Origin of the sequence: uncultured Desulfosarcina sp. (genome assembly GCF_963664155.2) — a bacterium.
In the GTDB taxonomy this organism is placed as follows: Bacteria; Desulfobacterota; Desulfobacteria; order Desulfobacterales; family Desulfosarcinaceae; genus Desulfosarcina.
The window spans coordinates 2,832,503-2,850,598 of the sequence record NZ_CAXXXH010000001.1; the positions used below are offsets into that span (position 1 = coordinate 2,832,503).

The 18,096-nt window shown below is 53.5% G+C and carries 12 protein-coding genes and 1 riboswitch; of the genes, 7 read left to right on the forward strand and 5 right to left on the reverse strand.

What is annotated here, in order from left to right; all coding sequences use genetic code 11:
* Positions 1–10: 10 nt before the first annotated feature.
* Genes ACHZBS_RS12960 through fadR form a run of 3 tightly spaced genes read right to left on the reverse strand, consistent with a single transcriptional unit; the run spans position 11 to position 3,908 of the window.
* Positions 11–1,570, reverse strand: a complete 1,560-nt coding sequence (locus ACHZBS_RS12960) for an FGGY-family carbohydrate kinase (RefSeq protein WP_319406937.1) — start codon at positions 1,568–1,570, stop codon at positions 11–13.
* Positions 1,571–1,581: 11 nt separating this feature from the next.
* Positions 1,582–3,204, reverse strand: a complete 1,623-nt coding sequence (locus ACHZBS_RS12965) for a glycerol-3-phosphate dehydrogenase/oxidase (RefSeq protein ID WP_319406938.1) — start codon at positions 3,202–3,204, stop codon at positions 1,582–1,584.
* 2 nt (positions 3,205–3,206) lie between these two features.
* On the reverse strand, positions 3,207–3,908 hold the full coding sequence (gene fadR / locus ACHZBS_RS12970; RefSeq protein WP_319406939.1) for a fatty acid metabolism transcriptional regulator FadR: 702 nt from the start codon (positions 3,906–3,908) through the stop codon (positions 3,207–3,209).
* A 500-nt stretch (positions 3,909–4,408) separates the two neighbouring features.
* Between fadR and ACHZBS_RS12975 the strand changes: the two genes are divergently transcribed.
* From ACHZBS_RS12975 to ACHZBS_RS13005, 7 genes are all read left to right on the forward strand, one after another.
* On the forward strand, positions 4,409–6,469 hold the full coding sequence (locus tag ACHZBS_RS12975) for a serine protein kinase PrkA (protein WP_319406940.1): 2,061 nt from the start codon (positions 4,409–4,411) through the stop codon (positions 6,467–6,469).
* Positions 6,470–6,666: 197 nt separating this feature from the next.
* The gene (locus ACHZBS_RS12980) at positions 6,667–6,831 is read left to right on the forward strand and encodes a hypothetical protein (protein ID WP_319406941.1); all 165 of its coding nucleotides are present in this window, start codon (positions 6,667–6,669) and stop codon (positions 6,829–6,831) included.
* A gap of 24 nt (positions 6,832–6,855) precedes the next feature.
* A complete protein-coding gene (locus tag ACHZBS_RS12985) occupies positions 6,856–8,250 on the forward strand; it encodes a DUF444 family protein (protein ID WP_319406942.1) in 1,395 nt (464 codons plus the stop codon).
* A 25-nt stretch (positions 8,251–8,275) separates the two neighbouring features.
* A complete protein-coding gene (locus tag ACHZBS_RS12990) occupies positions 8,276–9,928 on the forward strand; it encodes a SpoVR family protein (protein ID WP_319406943.1) in 1,653 nt (550 codons plus the stop codon).
* A gap of 47 nt (positions 9,929–9,975) precedes the next feature.
* Positions 9,976–12,264, forward strand: coding sequence for a serine protein kinase PrkA (locus ACHZBS_RS12995; RefSeq protein ID WP_319406944.1), 2,289 nt, complete (start codon positions 9,976–9,978; stop codon positions 12,262–12,264).
* 212 nt (positions 12,265–12,476) lie between these two features.
* Positions 12,477–13,103, forward strand: a complete 627-nt coding sequence (locus ACHZBS_RS13000) for an alpha/beta hydrolase (RefSeq protein WP_319406945.1) — start codon at positions 12,477–12,479, stop codon at positions 13,101–13,103.
* A gap of 325 nt (positions 13,104–13,428) precedes the next feature.
* Positions 13,429–13,518, forward strand: a riboswitch (cyclic di-GMP riboswitch).
* Between the two features lie 64 nt (positions 13,519–13,582).
* Positions 13,583–15,478, forward strand: coding sequence for a choice-of-anchor U domain-containing protein (locus ACHZBS_RS13005; protein ID WP_319406946.1), 1,896 nt, complete (start codon positions 13,583–13,585; stop codon positions 15,476–15,478).
* 238 nt (positions 15,479–15,716) lie between these two features.
* On the opposite strand, the gene sat is transcribed toward ACHZBS_RS13005, so the two are convergent.
* Together sat and ACHZBS_RS13015 are read right to left on the reverse strand one after the other, a co-directional pair.
* On the reverse strand, positions 15,717–16,988 hold the full coding sequence (sat, locus tag ACHZBS_RS13010) for a sulfate adenylyltransferase (protein WP_319406947.1): 1,272 nt from the start codon (positions 16,986–16,988) through the stop codon (positions 15,717–15,719).
* Positions 16,989–17,182: 194 nt separating this feature from the next.
* Positions 17,183–17,980: a sulfite exporter TauE/SafE family protein gene (locus ACHZBS_RS13015; protein ID WP_319406948.1), complete on the reverse strand. Its 798-nt coding sequence runs from the start codon at positions 17,978–17,980 to the stop codon at positions 17,183–17,185.
* Positions 17,981–18,096: the final 116 nt, after the last annotated feature.

An 18,096-nucleotide genomic window follows, 5' to 3' on the forward strand; every position in this document is an offset into this window, starting at 1 on the left:
CGTCGGAAGTTTATTCAGGATAACCTGTAATTTCGCGTATTTTTTCGTAAAGTGGTCTGAGCTGCCGATACATCCGTTTGTACACCTTATGATAGAGTTCATTGTAAAGCTGGTGGTTTGAGGGGTCCGGTTCGAAACGATCACCGGGGCGGGTCATGGCACCCACGGCAGTTTCAAAGTCAGGATGAAACCCCAGTCCGACGGCCGTGTCAATGGCAGCCCCCAGACCCGATGTTTCGTAGAGGTGGGGCCGGGCCGTTGGCAGCCCGAATACGTCGGCCGTTAACTGCAGGGCTAGGTTGCTCTGGCTTCCTCCACCGGAGACCCGCAGGCTGGTTATGGGTTTGCGGCTGCGACTTTCGATGCGCTCCTTTCCTTCCCGCAGGGCATAGGCCAGTCCCTCCAGAATAGAGCGATACAGGTGGGCCCGGGTGTGGACATCCCCGAAACCGATGATGGCGCCTTTGGCCTCGGGGCCCGGCGTCCGGATACCCGGTGTCCAGAATGGTTGAAGCATGAGCCCCATGGATCCGGGGGGAATGTCCTTTATCAATGCTTCGAATAAAGCCTCGGCGGCCACACCGGTTTTTTCGGCTGCCTGCTGTTCCGGGAACCCGAACTCTTCCTTGAACCAATTGACCATCCAGAACCCCCGGTACACCTGGACTTCTACGTTATGGAAATCAGGAATGGCGCTGGGATATGCCGGCAGGAGCCGGATGGGTTCGATATACCGGCGATGCGTCACGTTGATGGTGGCCGTAGTGCCGTAACTCAGGCATCCCACCGATGGGTCGAGACTGCCGGAGCCGATGACCTCGCAGGCCTTGTCCGCAGCTGCGGCAAATACAGGCATGCCGGCAGGAATTCCGGTTTCCCTTGAGGCTTGTCGGCTCACGATCCCGAGAATCTGACCCGGGGCCACCAGTTGCGGAAGCTGATCCGGACTCACCGGCACACAACGCCACTTCCAGTCCCAGGAGCAAGCCCACCGCAACCGTTTGTAGTCAAAGGGCAGATACCCCACCTGACTACCGACGGAATCCTTATACTCGCCGGTGAGACGGAAATTCAGGTATCCGGACAGCAAAAGATATTTGTGGGTTTGCGCCCAAACCGCCGGTTGGTTTCTTAAGATCCAGTTCGCTTCGGTTTCTGACTGGAAGTAAGCCAGGGTGCCGGCAAGCCCGGTGACCCTGAACAACAGCCCCCATAGTCCTCCCAGTGGTGGCAGACCGTGGCATTTGCGCTGGTCCAGCCATAGGATGGCCGGTCGCAACGGGCTGCCATCCTTATCCACATTGATCACCGTGCCCCGTTGGGTGGTCAGGGAAACGCCGGCGATACGTGACTTGTCGATGTCAGGCCTTGCAAAAATTGCCTGGCATGCTTGGCAAAGGGCATCCCAGAAGACCTGGGGGTCCTGTTCGGCCCAACCGGGATGGTCTGCAAAATAAGCGGTGAACAGCACCTGTTCCCGGGCAACCAGATTGCCGCCGGTGTCAAAGACCAGCGCCTTGAGGCTTTGGGTACCGTTGTCGATGGAGAGCAGCAGATCCTGATCAGTCATTTTTCACAATTTCAGGCGAAGTGTTGGCGCAGGCGTTTACCCACATTGGAAAAAAAGGATTTTAGCGTTCCCCGAGACCTTGCATAATGACCCGGCATGCCGTGGGAGAAACGCCACATTTCCAAGTAGTTGCGGATCTCTCTTTTCCACCGATTCGAGTCCCAGCCCAATGCCGGTGCACACAGGTGTCGGATTCGACCCAAATGCCCTCGCCCTCCTTCTGCGGTCAATAATCCTATCCGGACGCGGCGGAGGAGAAGGTCGGACAGATGATGAATCCTTTCATGGGCGGCGGCGTGTAAGATTTCCGCCCACATCGTTTGTGTGCCCGGAATGATGGTAAACTCCGATAGAGAAGCGCCCATGACAATAGTTACAGCAGAGTGGCCGTATCGACCATAAAGCCTTTCCCAATGCAAATCGGCAAGGAGAGATGGCGCTACCGGTTGGCTTTTGAAGGGTTGAAACACCGGCGATTCTTCATCTGCTGTGGCGTCAGTCGGCAAAAACGGTTTGGCCGCCTTCAACGCATCGAATGCCAGTTTGCGAAAGGTGGTCAGCTTGCCCCCGGTGACGGTTACTAAACCGTTGTCAACCCACACCACATGCTCCCGCGATTCTTCCGACGGTTCGCATTTTCCCTCGCTGAGCACTGGTCTAACTCCGGCAATCGTGGCGATGCAGTCCCTTGCCGACACATCCAATGCAGGAAACAAGGCGTGCAGGCCATCCAGCAGATAGGCCACTTCGTCTTCCGTGATCCGGGGTTCGATCGACAGGCTGTTCTGATGATCCAGGTCAGTTGTGCCCGCAACCACGGCGCCCTCCCAGGGTGCGATAAAGAAGGCTCGTCCGTCGGCCGGATGAATGGTGCTGATGGCCTGATCCACCGGAAGCACATGGGCCGGGAAAATCAGGTGGCTTCCCCGCAGGGGTCGCAGATGCCGGTTTTTCTGCGGAGATGGGTGAAGGCGTTCCGCCCAGCAGCCGGTGGCGTTGATCACCGCTTTCGTTTTTAAAGAAAGGGTCTGGTGGGCGTGAACATCTTCGACGGTTACGCCATTTATCCGGCCTTCTTTATTCCGACCAACGGCAGCCGCCCGGACGTAATTCAAGGCGGTGCCGCCATTGGCCATTCCCTCAAAGATCAAACGAAGCACCAGCCGGGCATCGTCCACCTGAGCGTCGAAGAATTGAAATCCACCGACCAGCCCCTTCCGGTCGATGTTGGGTGCCTGTTTTACGAACGTCTCTGCATCCAGATAGTCGTGCTGGCGCCGTTTGGCGATCAGGTCGTAAATGGACAGGCCGGCTTCCAGAGTCCACCTTCCCGGTCCCCGATCTTTATAGACGGGCACCAAAAAACCGATGGGCGTTACCAACCCTCTGGCCTCGACGAGCAATCGTTCCCGTTCACGGACTGAATCCCGGGTCAGGAAGAACCGTCCTTCTTTGAGATAGCGCAGTCCGCCGTGAACCAGCTTGGATGACCGGCTGGAGGTTCCCCATGCAAAATCCTGCTGCTCCAGCAACAGCGATTTCAAGCCCATGCGGACCGCTTCCCGGAAAATGCCGGCACCGCTGATACCGCCACCGATGACAATCAGATCCCAGTTGTTGTCCAGATTCATCATGATCAGATCCCTTTGAGACTTTCCCACAGGGCGATGCTTTGATCCATGGCGTCCATCACCACCGATTCCACCCGGTGGCCGCCGGCTCGGATGGCCGCAAGAAGATCCCGGTAAAAGCGTCGGGATGCCGCCCGTCCCTCGGGAAGGGAAAAATAGGCGGTCGCAAGGGTTTCGAACATGAGGGAAAAATCGTTGAGGATCAGTTTATATATAGGATTGCGAGATTGGGTGGCCAAGAAAAGCTGAAGCCGCCAGTCAAAATCAACAAATGCATTGACGTCGTCATCGAGCTTTCCTGCATTTTCTAAAAATGCGTGCACTTGATCGGGTGCCTGATCGACAGCCAGCCCGGCAATAATGGGCAGGAGGCGGCTTCTGACCTCCATCAGATGGGTGACGAATTGTGGTGGAAGGGCATCGATATACTTGGCCAGGGTGCTGAGCAGCCCCATGCCGCCTTTTTCCCAATAGTCGTTTACCTGCGTGGGTTTTCCATGGGCAATGGTCAGCCATCCTTCGGTAGCCAGCCGGTGGAGGGTTTCACGAAGGGGGGGCCTGGCCACGCCAATGGTTTCTGCCAACTGCCGTTCGTTGGGAAGTGGTGTACCTGGGGGATAGGTGCCATCCAGGATGCCGGTGATGATGCGGTGCTCAACTATCTGGGCCGGTCGGACGGGAGGAGATGCCGATAATATCACCTTCATGGAAGGCCTCCTTGGGTTAACTGGTAAGAGGTCATACCAGTTGTGCCCGAGTTTTGTCAAGCCTGTCCCCCGGCCATTTGAATCTGTGTGTTTTTCTGTTTAAAAACTTGCCGATGGTCCTGCTAACCGTCTGTTGTCAGCCGTTTGTCTGGTTTTTTCGGGTTGAAGTTTGGCAATGAAGTGCTATACTTCGAATTAAGGCAATGGAATTCTCATCCTGATGAACCCACGGCGACAGCCGGCGATTCCTTCGTACTTACCTTTGATTGTGATCCTTTCCATTGCATCCGAGCCAGTTGCCGGCAGCGCACCCGGTTCCGGGTCATGCCGATTGCCGTCAGAAGCGCTTCTTGCATCCTATTCTTCCCTGACGGTGGACCTGGAGGTTGACGTATAGGTCTTATTGTCATTTTCCTGTTTCGGCTGAAACAACTGGGGCCGCACCATTAACCAGTTTCAACATCTCCTGCACCGGTCATTAAAAAATTTAGGGGGACACCATGGTAAAGAAGAACGCATCGGCGCTGCACCATCATCTTGTCGAGGTCAAGGAGGGAAAACGCTGTTTCGAAAACGCCTTTCAGGGTGTGGCCAGGATGATTCTGGACAGCGACATCGAAAAGGTGGTGGTCAACGGCAAGACCACTTACGATTTCAGTATTTTCAGGACCGGTAAAAAGCACATCATCGGCATGTATGATGAAATCAACAGTTTTGTCTCCTACGTCAAGGATGCCGCGGAAAATGGGTCATCCAAGGAAATGGCTTTTGTCCTGGTAGGCGAACCGGGAAACGGAAAAACCTTTCTGGTGGATTATGTCTGCAATAAATACAGGGATTTTTTATCCCAGCAGGCCAATCGCAAATATTCCTTCCGATTTACCGGCCTGGACAAAATCGGGGGGTACGGGAAAATCACGACCATCGAATCCCAGACCTATGAGGATCCCATGATTCTGGGGATGAACATCACCGACGACCCGGACAAGAACCATGAGTTTTTGGCCCAGGAGATTGGATTCTCGGACAACGAGATAGAAACCCTGTGGAGGGATTATCGCCCGCTGGGTGCCTGCAGTGCCTTCATATGGGACAGCATCAGAAACCACACCAACGGCGATCTGGCCCAGATGCTGGAATTCATCCAGATCATTCCTGTCCCAATGACCGAGAGCCTGGGCACCGTCACCGGTAAGTACGCGGCAAAAGACAAGATAACCTCATCGGCGGTCGATCTTTTAGGTGAAGAATCCATTCAGCGGCTGCTGCACATTACGGAAACCAACAACCCGTACCGCTTCGATCTGCGGCGAGGGGCCTTGGCGCGGGTTGCCGGGGGGGGCGTCCATTTTTCCGATGAAATTTTCAAGAACAAAAAGGACCTGGTTCAGGTTTATCTGGGCGTCATTCAGAACCGAAACATCGAAATCGACGGTTATAAGTGGCCCATCGATACTCTGATCATCGCCACCAGCAACAATTCCGAGTTCAACCGATTCCTCGCGGAAAAGGAGGAAGCGCCCATCGTCGACCGCTGCCGCATCTGCTATGTCTCTCACAACACCAACTACAAGCTGCAAAAAGACCTGACCATTTACGCCATCGGAAACGAGATCCGTACTACCCTCGACCGGGAATATCTGCATCAGGATCCCAATCTGAACCATGCCGCCTCGGTGACGGTGGTGCTCACCCGGCTGGCTCGTTCGGAAAAGCTTACTCCCATCGAGACCATGAAGCTCGCCGCCGGCGAGGTGGCCGGAGAAAAGAGCATCAAGACCCTGGCCGAGGTCATCGACACCCTCAACCAGGACCCGGACATCACCAAGCGGTTCGGCCAGAAAGGGTTGGGGCAGCGGAACCTGGGGCGGGCCATCCAACTGCTCAACGAAAGCTCGGAGACCAACGAGGGCCGGTGCATGTTCGCCTACGACATCTTCAAGGCCCTGGAACGAATTATCCTCGATTACGTGACCGACGCCAACGACCGTGCCAAATACCTGGAGGACCTGAAGACGGCCAAGGGGCTCTATCGGGAGCGGATCATGACGGAGATGTTCAACGCCTACATGGACGAACCCTTGGCCATCCGCAAGGATGTCATGAGCTACGTGAACATGATTATCGGCATCGACGCCGAAAATCTGGGGCCGGACAAGATGTGGAAGTACAAAGACCCCCAGAGCGGCGAACTGAGAGCCCTGAAGATAGACGAACGCTACATCAACAGTGTGGAAGATCGCCTGGGATTGAAGACGACCGAGCAGCGGGAGACCTTCCGGACCTCCATCCGCAAGATATACGGCCAGAAGATCTCCGTGGATCCGGACTACGATTTCATGGACAACCTGGAACTGGTCAAGGCGGTCACCGACGTGCGGCTGAAATCGGACATCGCCGGTGCCGGCAGCCTCATCGGCGCCCTGGCCAACCGGACCAACGAGGAGAACCAGAAGCTCTACGACCGCATGGTCGACACCATGCTCAACAAGCTGGGGTACTGCAAGACATGCGCGCAGAAGACGATCGAGTATTTTTGCACGCAGGAAGACGAAAATTAAAATGTACGTCCACAAACGGCATCTTTCGGCCCAGGCCGGCGTTCTCGCTCGGCTGAAATCCTCGACGTAGCGCTGCTACGCCTGCGGTTTCAACCTCGCTGCGGCCTTGGCCTGAACCAAAATCTACCATTTGTGGACGAACATTTGCAGTGCAACCCTGATATTGTTAGCAACCCCTATCAAGGATGAAAACAAAATTGAAAAAAGAAAGACTTATCATCGTTGGGAGTATTTGTTTGTTGGAAATCATTGCTTTCAGTTGGGGTACGGTGACAGGAGATTGGCATGCTCTGGAAAAAGTTCACACAGGATTTTTAGTATTGACATCGCTTTATGTCGGCAAATTCATCCAACTGGGTTAAAACAAACGATGAGCCGGTTATAACATGCTAATTAAATTGAAAAAGATTTATGCTAATCTCAAACATCAAGGTCTGACACCCGAGCAGGAAGAGAAGATCCTTCTGGAGCTCAACGACGACCGGAACCACAACATGCCGATCATTGGCGGGGGCATGGCGGTGGTCACCACCGATAAAGGTGAGATCCGTCTGCTCAACCTGTACGATTACCATGACCTGATGACCCTGCAGGCCATGGCCCAGCCCAAGGGTTCCTATGTCAGCCACATCCGCTCCATCGACGAGTTGCTTGAAAAGGACCGCCAGCGGGAAAAGGACGGCTTTCCCCGTAAAATCCGCGTGGGCAAGATGATCAAGCCCGGCAAGGCCGGCAAGGGCAAGGTGGTGGTGGTGCCCACCACCGTGGAAGAGAAGTTCATCCACGACCCCAACTTTGCCGAACAGGAAGAGGGGCAGGGTCAGGGCGGCAGCGGCGATGGTGAAGAGGGCGAAGTCATCGGCGAACAGCCGGTCCGGGATCCGGATCAGGCGGGTGCGGGGGGGCCGGGCCAGGGAGAAGGCGGCCAGCACGAGATGGAGTCGTCGGCCTACGACCTGGGGAAAATCCTCACCGAGCAGTTCGAACTGCCCAATCTGCAGGACAAGGGAAAAAAGCGCTCACTGACCCGTTACACCTACGATATGACCGACCGGAACCGCGGTTCCGGTCAGGTGCTGGACAAAAAGGCCACCCTGAGGGAAATCGTCGAAACCAACATTCATCTGGGCAACATCCCCGACCTTGACGACATCGACCCGTCCGGGTTCATCATTTCTCCCAGAGACAGGATCTACCGGATCCTGTCCAAAGAAAAGGACTTCGAATCCCAGGCGGTCGTTTTCTTTCTTAGGGACTATTCCGGCTCCATGGCCGGAAAAGCCACCGAACTGGTGGTTACCCAGCATGTGCTTATATACAGCTGGCTGATCTATCAATACGCCAACCAGGTGGAGTCGCGATTTATCCTCCATGACACCGAAGCCAAGGAGGTCGAGGATTTTTATACCTACTACAACTCCAGGGTGGCCGGCGGAACTCAGGTATTTTCTGCCTACGAGTTAGTAAACCGGATCGTTAAAGCGGAGAATCTGGCTGCGGACTACAATATTTACGTGTTTCACGGTACCGATGGCGACGACTGGGACACGGAGGGCAAAAAGGCCATACCGGCATTGGAGGAGATGATGGGCTATGCCAGCCGTGTAGGCGTGACCATCGCGGAGCATGCCGGTAGTTCCCAGAATAACTCGGAGGTGGAGCGGTACCTGAAAAAATCAGGACTGCTTGAAAAATTTCCCAAGCTCGTCCGACTGGACGTGATTAATGAAAGCACGGACGAACCCCGGCTGATAGAGGGGATCAAGCGGCTGATATCCTAGCTAAAAGACGGAAACGGCAAAACCCATGGAACTGATCAACCAGCATACGAAAACGATCATGGAGGGCTGCAAACTGCGGGCCCGCGACGCCGGTCTGCGTTTTGAAGACGAAAGCCTGGAATACATCGTCACCAATCGTGATCTTATCGAGCTTTCCCCCAAGGTGATGATTCCAACCCTTTACGATTACTGGGTACACGATGTGGAGGTGCTCAAAGAAAAGGGTAAATACGAATTATACCCGGGCAACCCATACGAAACGGTTATCAACACCCGCCCGGCGATATCCTTTTATAACGACAACAATCCGGACTGGCTCAATGTGATGATTTTTTATCACGTCATCGGCCATATCGACTTTTTCCAGAACAACCTCTATTTCAGGCATACGTGGGATTACGACTTTAACGGCGAAGCGCTGTCTGACAAGCGAGCCCTTGCCAAGCTTCGTTCCGAACGGGGCCGCTGGGTGGACTATGTGATCGAGTTTGCCCGGGGCATTGATAACCTGGTGGGATATTACGGACTCTTGTCAAAAATTTTTTCAGCGCCGGATTCAGGGCTTTCCGGAAAAATGGATTTTTATTTCGACATCTACCTGCAGGACATCGCCAAAGCCAATATCAATAAATACATCAAGGAGCTGGAACGGTACAATGCAAGCATGAAGGACGATCCGGTAATGGGTGAACAAGGTTTTTTCTCGTTGGTCGACCAGCGTCATCCGGAGTTTGGAAGCCTGTTCAAAAAGCATCAGGAAGCCAAAAAACAAAAGTCCAGGGATCTGCTGGAATTCATCATGGAAAATTCCAAAATGCTTCGCCGGGAAGAGAATCAATGGATGCTGATGGTGATCCAGATTATTCGAAAAACAGCGCTATTTTTTCAGCCCCAGATTCGCACCAAGATCATGAACGAAGGCTGGGCCTCCTACTGGCATGAGACTTTGTATATGAATGATGACCGCATCAAAGGGCATGAGGTGGACTTTGCCCGGGTCAATGCCGGCGTGACGGCCATGCCCCGGGTGGGGCTGAATCCATACGCCCTGGGGATGCGGCTGTTCTACTTCCTGGAGGAAATGGCCGAGAAGGGCAAGGTGTCCTGGGAATTTCAGCATATGACGGATACCGGGCGGCGAAAAGATTACGACGCTAAAACCGGGAAAGGGAAGGATTTCATTTTCAACGTGCGAGAAAATTTTTCAGATTTTACCTTTATTCATAGCTTCGTGGACCAGGACTTTGTCACCGGCAACAAGCTTTTTGTCGCCGGCAAGCGGTTGAACCAACAAAAAATGGTCTGGGAGTATTTCGTGAAAAGCCGGAGCGCGGATGATTACCGGGAAATGCTCATGGCCTCTCTGTACCACCCGCCGTGCATCGAGGTTGATCAGGAGAAAACCAAGGATAATGCCTTATACCTGCACCACCGGTTTGAGGGCAAACCGCTGGTGGCCGAATACATTCCCAATACCATGCTGGGCATTGAATACCTGTGGGGCAATCCGGTTCAGTTGGAAACCATGGAGGTGGCAGCGACGCCACCGGCGCCAAGAATGCCCACCCTACCCGGGATCCCCATGCCTCAGACCGATGCACCCCAGCCGCGGGAACTGAAATGGCAGCGGGTGCTGTATACCATGAAAGATCGAAAACTGAGCAGAAATGTCCTTTAACTAACACGACCGGTGCCGTACCATCCGCCGGTCGGATAAGGCAGTATATGGACAACATCAAAAAAGCCATGCAGCATATCGATAGGGTCGGTGGTGGGTCAAACCATCGCAACCCCATCCCCTTTGAGGAGTTTCTCCAAGTGGTCCTGGCTAACCCCATCGGCACCATCCGCAACGTGTTCCAGGTCTTTCACGATCTGTTTAAAGCATATGTGGGCGAAGGCTTCGATGAATATCCAAATGACCCGGAATCGATCCAATACGTGAGCTATGATTGCAGCCGATTGTTCGTCGAAGGCGCGGACCACCCTTTTTTTGCGGACCGTCTTTTTGCCAACCGGCTGGTCAACCATGTTGAGGCCCTGCGAAGCGGCGCTCAGCAAAACAAGATATATATTTTTGATGGTCCCCACGGCTGCGGCAAGAGCACCTTTTTAAACAATTTGCTGAAGCGTTTCGAAGAGTACGCCAATACGGAAGCGGGAACCCGTTACGAGACGGTGTGGCGCCTGGATCGCAGGCAACTGACCCAGGAAGGCACCAACGAGACCGCTTCCATTATCGAGAGCCTTTTCCGAATGCAGAAAAATCCGAACAAGGAACAGTTTGAAACTGTTCGGAACATGGCCCTGCCCGACACGGATAACTATATGGTGGAGGTTCCCTGTCCCTGCCACGACAATCCGCTGCTCATGATCCCCAAATCGCGGCGGCGCCAATTTCTCGATGATCTCTTCGAAAACAACGAATTTAAATACACCTTGTTTACCGACAAGGCCTTCGAATGGATTTTTCACGAGGTTCCCTGCACGATTTGCGGGTCGCTTTACGAAGCGCTCCTCACCCGGCTGAAGAGTCCGGCAAAGGTATTCGATATGGTCCATGCTGTTCCATACAGCTTCAATCGCCGGCTGGGCAGGGGGATCAGCGTTTTTTCCCCCGGTGATCGCCCGGTCAAGGAGATCATTCAAACCAACGAATATCTTCAGCGGTTAATCAACCGGCTTTTTTCCGACAGCAATCAGGTCCGTTACATATATTCGCGTTTCGCCAAAACCAACAACGGCATTTATGCCCTGATGGACATTAAATCCCACAATATTGAGCGCCTTATCGAACTCCATAACATCATCAGCGAAGGGCTGCACAAGGTGGAGGATATCGAGGAAAACGTCAATTCCCTGTTCCTGGCATTGATGAACCCGGAAGACAAGAAGAACATCAAGGATTTTCAGTCTTTTTCCGACCGTATTGTATACATCAATATCCCGTATGTCCTGGACCTGAACACGGAGGTCGAGATCTACCGCAACATCTTCGGGTCTCACATCGATGACAGTTTTCTACCCCGGGTGTTGCACAATTTTGCCCGGGTCATCATCTCTTCCCGGTTGAGCCTTCGCTCCGAAGCCATGCTCGAGTGGATTTCCGAACCTGAGAAATACCGCCGGTACTGTGACAAAAATCTTCAGTTGCTCAAGATGGAAATCTACACCGGGCATATCCCCGAGTGGTTGTCCGAAGAAGACCGCAAAGCGCTTACTGCCAAACGCCGGCGTCGGATTATCGGTGAATCCGATAAAGAAGGTCGACAGGGAATCTCCGGACGCGATTCCATTAAAATATTCAATGAATTTTACACCACTTACGCCAAATCGGGCGAATTGATCGACATGTCCATGCTGTGCAAATTTTTCCACGGGCAGAAAGACCTGAAAGCCTCCATTCCGGAGGGTTTTTTAGATTCACTGCTCTTGCTGTACGATTTCACTATTTTGCAGGAGGTCAAAGAGTCCCTGTACTATTTTAACGAGGAGCAGATCCACCGGGAAATCCTTCACTATATGTTTGCCGTCAATTTCGAACCGGGAACCATTGAAACCTGCCAGTTTACCGGAGAGAAAGTCCGCATCACCGAAGAGCTGCTGGACGGGTTTGAACGGCGTATGCTGGGCCAAAAGGTGGAAAAGATCAAGCTCTTGCATTTCAGGAAGGAAACCCAGAAAGAGTACACCTCCAGAACCCTCACCCAGGAGATCATGGTGACCGGCACTCCTCCAACGGCAACCCACCTGTTTCAATCGTTGAAAGAACGCTATGTTTTTAACCTGAAGGAAAAGGTGCTGGATCCCTTTCTGGAAAATGAAAATTTCCGGCGGGCGATCAAGGATTATGGCGAGGAGGATTTCAAGACCTACGACAAAAAAATCCGTGGTGATGTCACCTTTCTTCTGGACAACATCATGAAGCGTTACCGGTACACCGAATACGGAGCCAGGGCGGTTTGCATTTACGTTATCGACAATGATCTCGCCAGGAAATTCACCAAACCGTGACAACAATCCCTTCTATTGACCATGTTGGCTACCGGGCTTGCTTGAACCGGGCCGAAATGGGAAGGCCGTCTATATTCTCCATCGGCGGCAAGGGGCCAACAGGTCTAGTGGCAGGTCTATCATGATGTCGCGGGAGCTGATGGGAGAACTGGTGTCGGATGGACTGCGTCGGGTCAACCCGAACCAGCATCTTTGCGAAAAGGGTTTGCCTTATGGAAAAGAAGGTCTATTTCCCGTCGCGGTGTAGTGATTTGGAAGGCCTTTACCACTCCGGAATTTCAGATAAGGGTGTTGTCATCACCCAGCCCCATCCGCAATACGGCGGGGATATGTACAATCCGGTCGTGGAGGCCATCGTTGCAGCGTATCGCCAAATAGGCTTCACTACCTTGAGATTCAATTTCCGGGGTGCCGGCAATAGTGCCGGCCAATTCGATCAGGGGGTCGGGGAGCAGGATGATTTAAGATCTGCCGTCTCATTTCTGTGCGACCGGGGATTGAAAGCGATTCACCTTTCCGGATATTCTTTCGGTGCCTGGGTCAACGCCATGGCCCTTAATAATGGTTTGGCGGTGCAGGGGATGACCATGGTCGCCCCACCGGTGGCCTTCATCGATTTCGAGGAGGGGATTCATCTGCCTATGCTCTCGGCGGTGGTTGCGGGCAGCCGGGATGAAATCGCCCCACCGGTCCTGATCCGTCCGTTGGTGGGGCAATGGAATCCCGATGCGCGCATCGACATCATCGACGGCGCCGACCACTTTTTCTCCGGATTTCTCGACAACGTGACCCGGAGCTTGATTCGGTGTTTCTCGTGTCGCCTGACCGGCCCGGCATAACGGTTGTTGATCCACCGAATCGACAGGATACTTGACCTCAAGTCCGCAGTTGAAACAGCGGAATAATGAAGCCCGCGCCCATGAGTGTGCCCACATGGCTTCCGGGGTGGGGCTGGTTCAGGGAAGTGCCCGTTACTTCAGAGTGCAATAATCGAAACATCCTTCAATGGGATGTTGCTATTTTTTGCACATCTCCATGAAGCTTCCTCAATTCAATATGACATCCCCCGTTGTTGATTTGTTAAAAAAACCATTAATATTGGTGCGATAAACACAATTTTGGGCGCTATTTGGTTTTTTGGCACTACAGTTGCTTTGACTATCTGCTCGACAAAGGCAAACCAGCCGAAAGGCTGGGACGCAAAGCCGCTTGCCTAAACCCATTACATCCGGGAATGGCAGAAGGGTTGCCGAGCGAAGACAGCATCTCTCAAGTTCGCTGCTGATCGCAAGGCGAATGCAAACTTGGGAGATGAACCTTGAACCTTTTTACTCGATCTTTTCTGAAAACGCTCTTCGCGTCAATCATAATCACTGCAATCAGCGCAACGGTTGCTTTCAGTGCAAATGTAACCCTGATGTGGGATGCCAACGATCCGGCACCGGAAGGATACCGGGTTTTCGCCCGTGAAGGCAGCCAGAGCTACAACTACGATTATCCTCTCTGGGAAGACAACCTTACCACCTGCACCCTGACCGGTCTTACTGAAGGGGTCACCTATCATTTCGTCGTTCGTGCATTCGATGGCGATCTGGAAAGCGCCGACTCTGAAGAAGTTTCCTACACCCCCGCCGCTGTTGTACTCAACCAGGCCCCCATGGCCGTTGCCGGACAGAATCAATCCGTCGATGAAGGCACATCGGTAACCCTGGATGGCTCCGGTTCCAACGACACGGATGGTACGATTGTCGGTTATCAATGGGTGCAGACCGGTGGAGCGGGAATATCCATTAATAATGCCGCCAGTGCGCAGGCATCGTTTACCGCACCGGTTGTCGGCATCGATGGCGACACGTTGACTTTCAGCCTGACGGTTACCGATGACGACGGAAGCAGCTCGGTTTCAACCACGACTGTCAGCGTGCTCAAGTCCTCGAGTACCGATGTCGATGGAGACAATGTGCCTGATGTTCTGGACCGGTTCCCCAACGACCCCAATGAATGGGCGGACAACGATAGCGACGGAACGGGCGACAATCAGGATCCGGACGATGATAATGACGGGATGACCGATGTCTGGGAAATCACCTATGGGCTGGATCCGCTCATCAATGATTCCGCACTGGATGCGGATGGCGATGGCGTGACCAATCTGGCTGAGTTTCAGGCGGATAGCAATCCGACGACCGCTCCGGCCAACACGGCTCCGGATGCACCGGTTATTGATGGGGTTGCCCAGATCGAGCGTGTTGGGCTTACGCCCGTGCTTGTTTCCGGGGCTTACTTTGACGTGGACAATGATGACCACTATCAATCGCAGTGGCAGATCAGTACGGATTCAGATTTTTCGACGCTCATTTTGGATGAAACCAGCGAGACGCAGCTGACGGCTTATACCGTCGGTGAAATGGTGCTGGATGCCGATACCGTTTACTCTTGGCGGGTAAAATTCATCGACGCCCGCAATGGTGTATCGGATTGGTCCCAAACCTCAACTTTTACGACTATCGCTGCCGACACTGCGGGTGATGCGAATATCGATGGTATCCCGGACGCTCAGGAGGTCGATGGGTCGACGGATGTTAACGAAAACGGAACTCCCGATTCCCTTGAAGACAACATCATGAGTGTTAATACGATAGAGGGTCAAACCATCGTCGGTGTCGAAACCGTTTCCGATAATGTCACTCTGGTTTCGATTAAATCGCTGTCTACTGAAGCGATTCCCGACAAATCGGTGAAGATGGGATTCGGCCTGATTGGTTTCAAACTATATCTGCAAAATGGGGCAAAGACCGCGACGGTGAAAATTCATTTTTCAACCAGGGTCCCCAAAGATGCGCAGTTGTACAAATACGTCACCGACAGCGGATGGCAGGTATATGAGAATGCGGCTTTTGCCAAAAACGGAAAAAGTGTAACCGTATTGCTCGAAGATGGCGGCATGGGCGATGAGGATGGAATCGAAAATGGGGTGATTGTGGACCCTGCCGGCATTGCTTACACTGATTCCGAAACTTCCGACAGCGCCTCTTTAACAACAGGGGGGACGACTTCCGCTGGCGGAGGCGGTGGCGGGTGTTTCATCGGAACAGGTCTGGACGATAATTTAGAGAAAGGGATCGGTTCCAATCCAGCGCTGTGGACCGCCATGATCCTTATGCTGACGGGTGCCGTCTTTGCCATTGCATCGCTTCGCATCGATAACAGGTAGAGCCGGATAGTAAATGCAGTCGTCCCAATTTTAAAGTGGACATCCTAAACGTCAACGATCCCCCCTGAGCCAGCAAGCACAGGGGGGATCGTTTTTTGGGGATCTCTATTTGTATCTGCCCGGTGATTGGCACAGTATGACGGCGAATGAATTTATCCACCGCATATCCTCGCGGCGGGAAAAAACGGGACGCACCAGAATGCGTCCCGTTTTTGAGTTGTCAGCAGAGATCGGCGGATTAGTTGCCAGTGGCTGCCTTATGGGTTTTGATTTCCACTTTTTCGGTCAGGCCTTCATAGTACGTCCGCAGGATGGCGACAACTTCGTCGCGGCCAAAATGGTCGGGCAAATCGCCGCCTTCGGAGAGCATCTTGCGCAGCATGGTACCGGAGAGCAGCACGCGGTCTTCCTTGCCGTGGGGGCAGGTTCTCAGGGAAGCCATGCCGTCGCACTTGTAGCAGTAGAAGGTCCAGTCGATCTTCAGGGGCTGGCAGAGCAAACCTTTACCGTCTCCCGGAGTCGGGATCTTGTTGAAGATGGTCTGGGCTTCGAACATGCCATAGAAGTCGCCCACGCCGGCGTGGTCGCGGCCGATAATCATCTTGGAGCAGCCATAGTTCTGGCGGAACACGGCGTGCAGGAGGCCTTCCCGGGGACCGGCGTAGCGCATATCCAGCGGGTAGCCGCCCTGAACCACGTTCTTGTCTACAAAGTAGTTTTTCACCAGAGCATCGATGCATTTGACGCGCACGGATGCGGGGATGTCACCCGGTTTCAGGTTGCCCACCAGCGAATGGATGTAAACGCCGTCGCACACTTCCACAGCGATCTTGCACAGGTATTCGTGGGAACGGTGCATGGGGTTGCGCAGCTGCAAGGCGGCCACGTCGCTCCAACCCTTTTCCTCGAAAATCTTACGGGATTCGGCAGGGCGATGGTAAACGCCTTTGTAGCGGGTGGGATACTCGCCTTCGCTGAGGACCTTGACCGGGCCGGCCAGGTTGAAGGCCTTCTGGTTCATGACCATCTGGACGCCGGGGTGATCCTCTTTGGCGATCTTCCAGAACTCTTCAGCCGTCGGGGTGCCTTCACCCATGAAGACTTTTTCGCACTCCCATTCCTTGTTGGCTTCGGTCAGTTCGTACTTTTCGGTGACCTTCATGGTGGCCATGATCTCTTTTCCCTCGGGATCGAACAGGGCGATCTCTTCGCCGACCTTAATGGCGTCGGCATCGGTGCTGCTGACATCTAGGGTGACTGGAACCGGCCAAAAGGTGCCGTCGGCGGTTAGAAACTTTTCGCAAACGCCTTTCCAGTCCGCCTTGGTCATAAAACCGGTGAGGGGGCTGAAGCCGCCGATACCGAGCATGATCAAGTCACCTTTGACACGGGGGGAAATTTCGACCTGCTTGAGGCCGGCGGCCTTCTTCAACTCGGCGGCTCTCTCAGCGCCTTCGAGCAGACAGATGGTAAGACCTTTGCCGCCATGGGGGGGAATAAGATTGGACATGTGTTCTTTCTCCTTTCGATAATGTGATTTTCGCAATCTGTATACACAGATGAATAGCCGGGAAGGATTTAAAATACCAAGTTGAAATAACTATGCGGGAACAGCTTTTTTGTCAAGAATATTTCGGAGTATGTCGTCTGATCCATGCAGAAATATGGTCCGGAGTCACGGTTATACGCGAATGTTCGAAACCCTTACAGGATCCCGATGAGCATACGGGTGCCTACCACCAGCAGCAGTAAGGCAAATACACGTTTGAGCCGGTCCACGGGAAGGCTGTGGGCCAGGCGAACTCCCAGGGGAGCTGTCAGGACGCTGGTGACAACGATTCCAAAAAGTGCCGGCAAATAGATATATCCGATTGAAAAATCGGGCAAATTATGAACCTCCAGACCATTGACGAGGTAACCCAGGGTGCCGGCAATGGCAATGGGGAAGCCGATGGCTGCAGAGGTGCCGATGGCGTGGTGAACGGACATGTTGCACCAGATCATGAAAGGCACGGAAAGGGTCCCGCCACCGATCCCTACCAGGCTGGAAACCATGCCGATCACGTTGCCGACGCCAAACATGGCCACATGGCCGGGAATCTGACGGGATGGTTTGGGTTTCTTGCTGGTCAGCATCTGAAGCGCCACGTAGTAAAGAAAAACGACAAAGAAACCTTTGAGAAACCGGGTGGAGAGGTGGGCGGCGATGGTGCTGCCAAGGAAGGTGCCGGTAAAGATACCGATGACAATTTTTTTTACCACATCCCAATGGACGGCACCGTGTTTGTGGTGGGCACGGAAACTGGCCACGGCGGTAAACATGATGCTGGCTAAGGATGTGCCCAGCGCCAGGTGCATGATTATGGTATCGGGGATTCCCTGCCGGACAAAACAGAACACCAGCATGGGCACGATGATCAGTCCACCGCCGATGCCCAGCAAGCCGGCCAGGATACCGGCCACGGCTCCTACCAGAATATACATGAATAAGATTGCCGTCATGCTGGCGCCTCGCTGATTGACTAAAGTCATGTCCGTTAAATCAGTTGAAGAATCGACAGGACCCGTTATCATATTTGCCCGCGACCCACAAGGCAGATCCAACTTCATCACTTCGT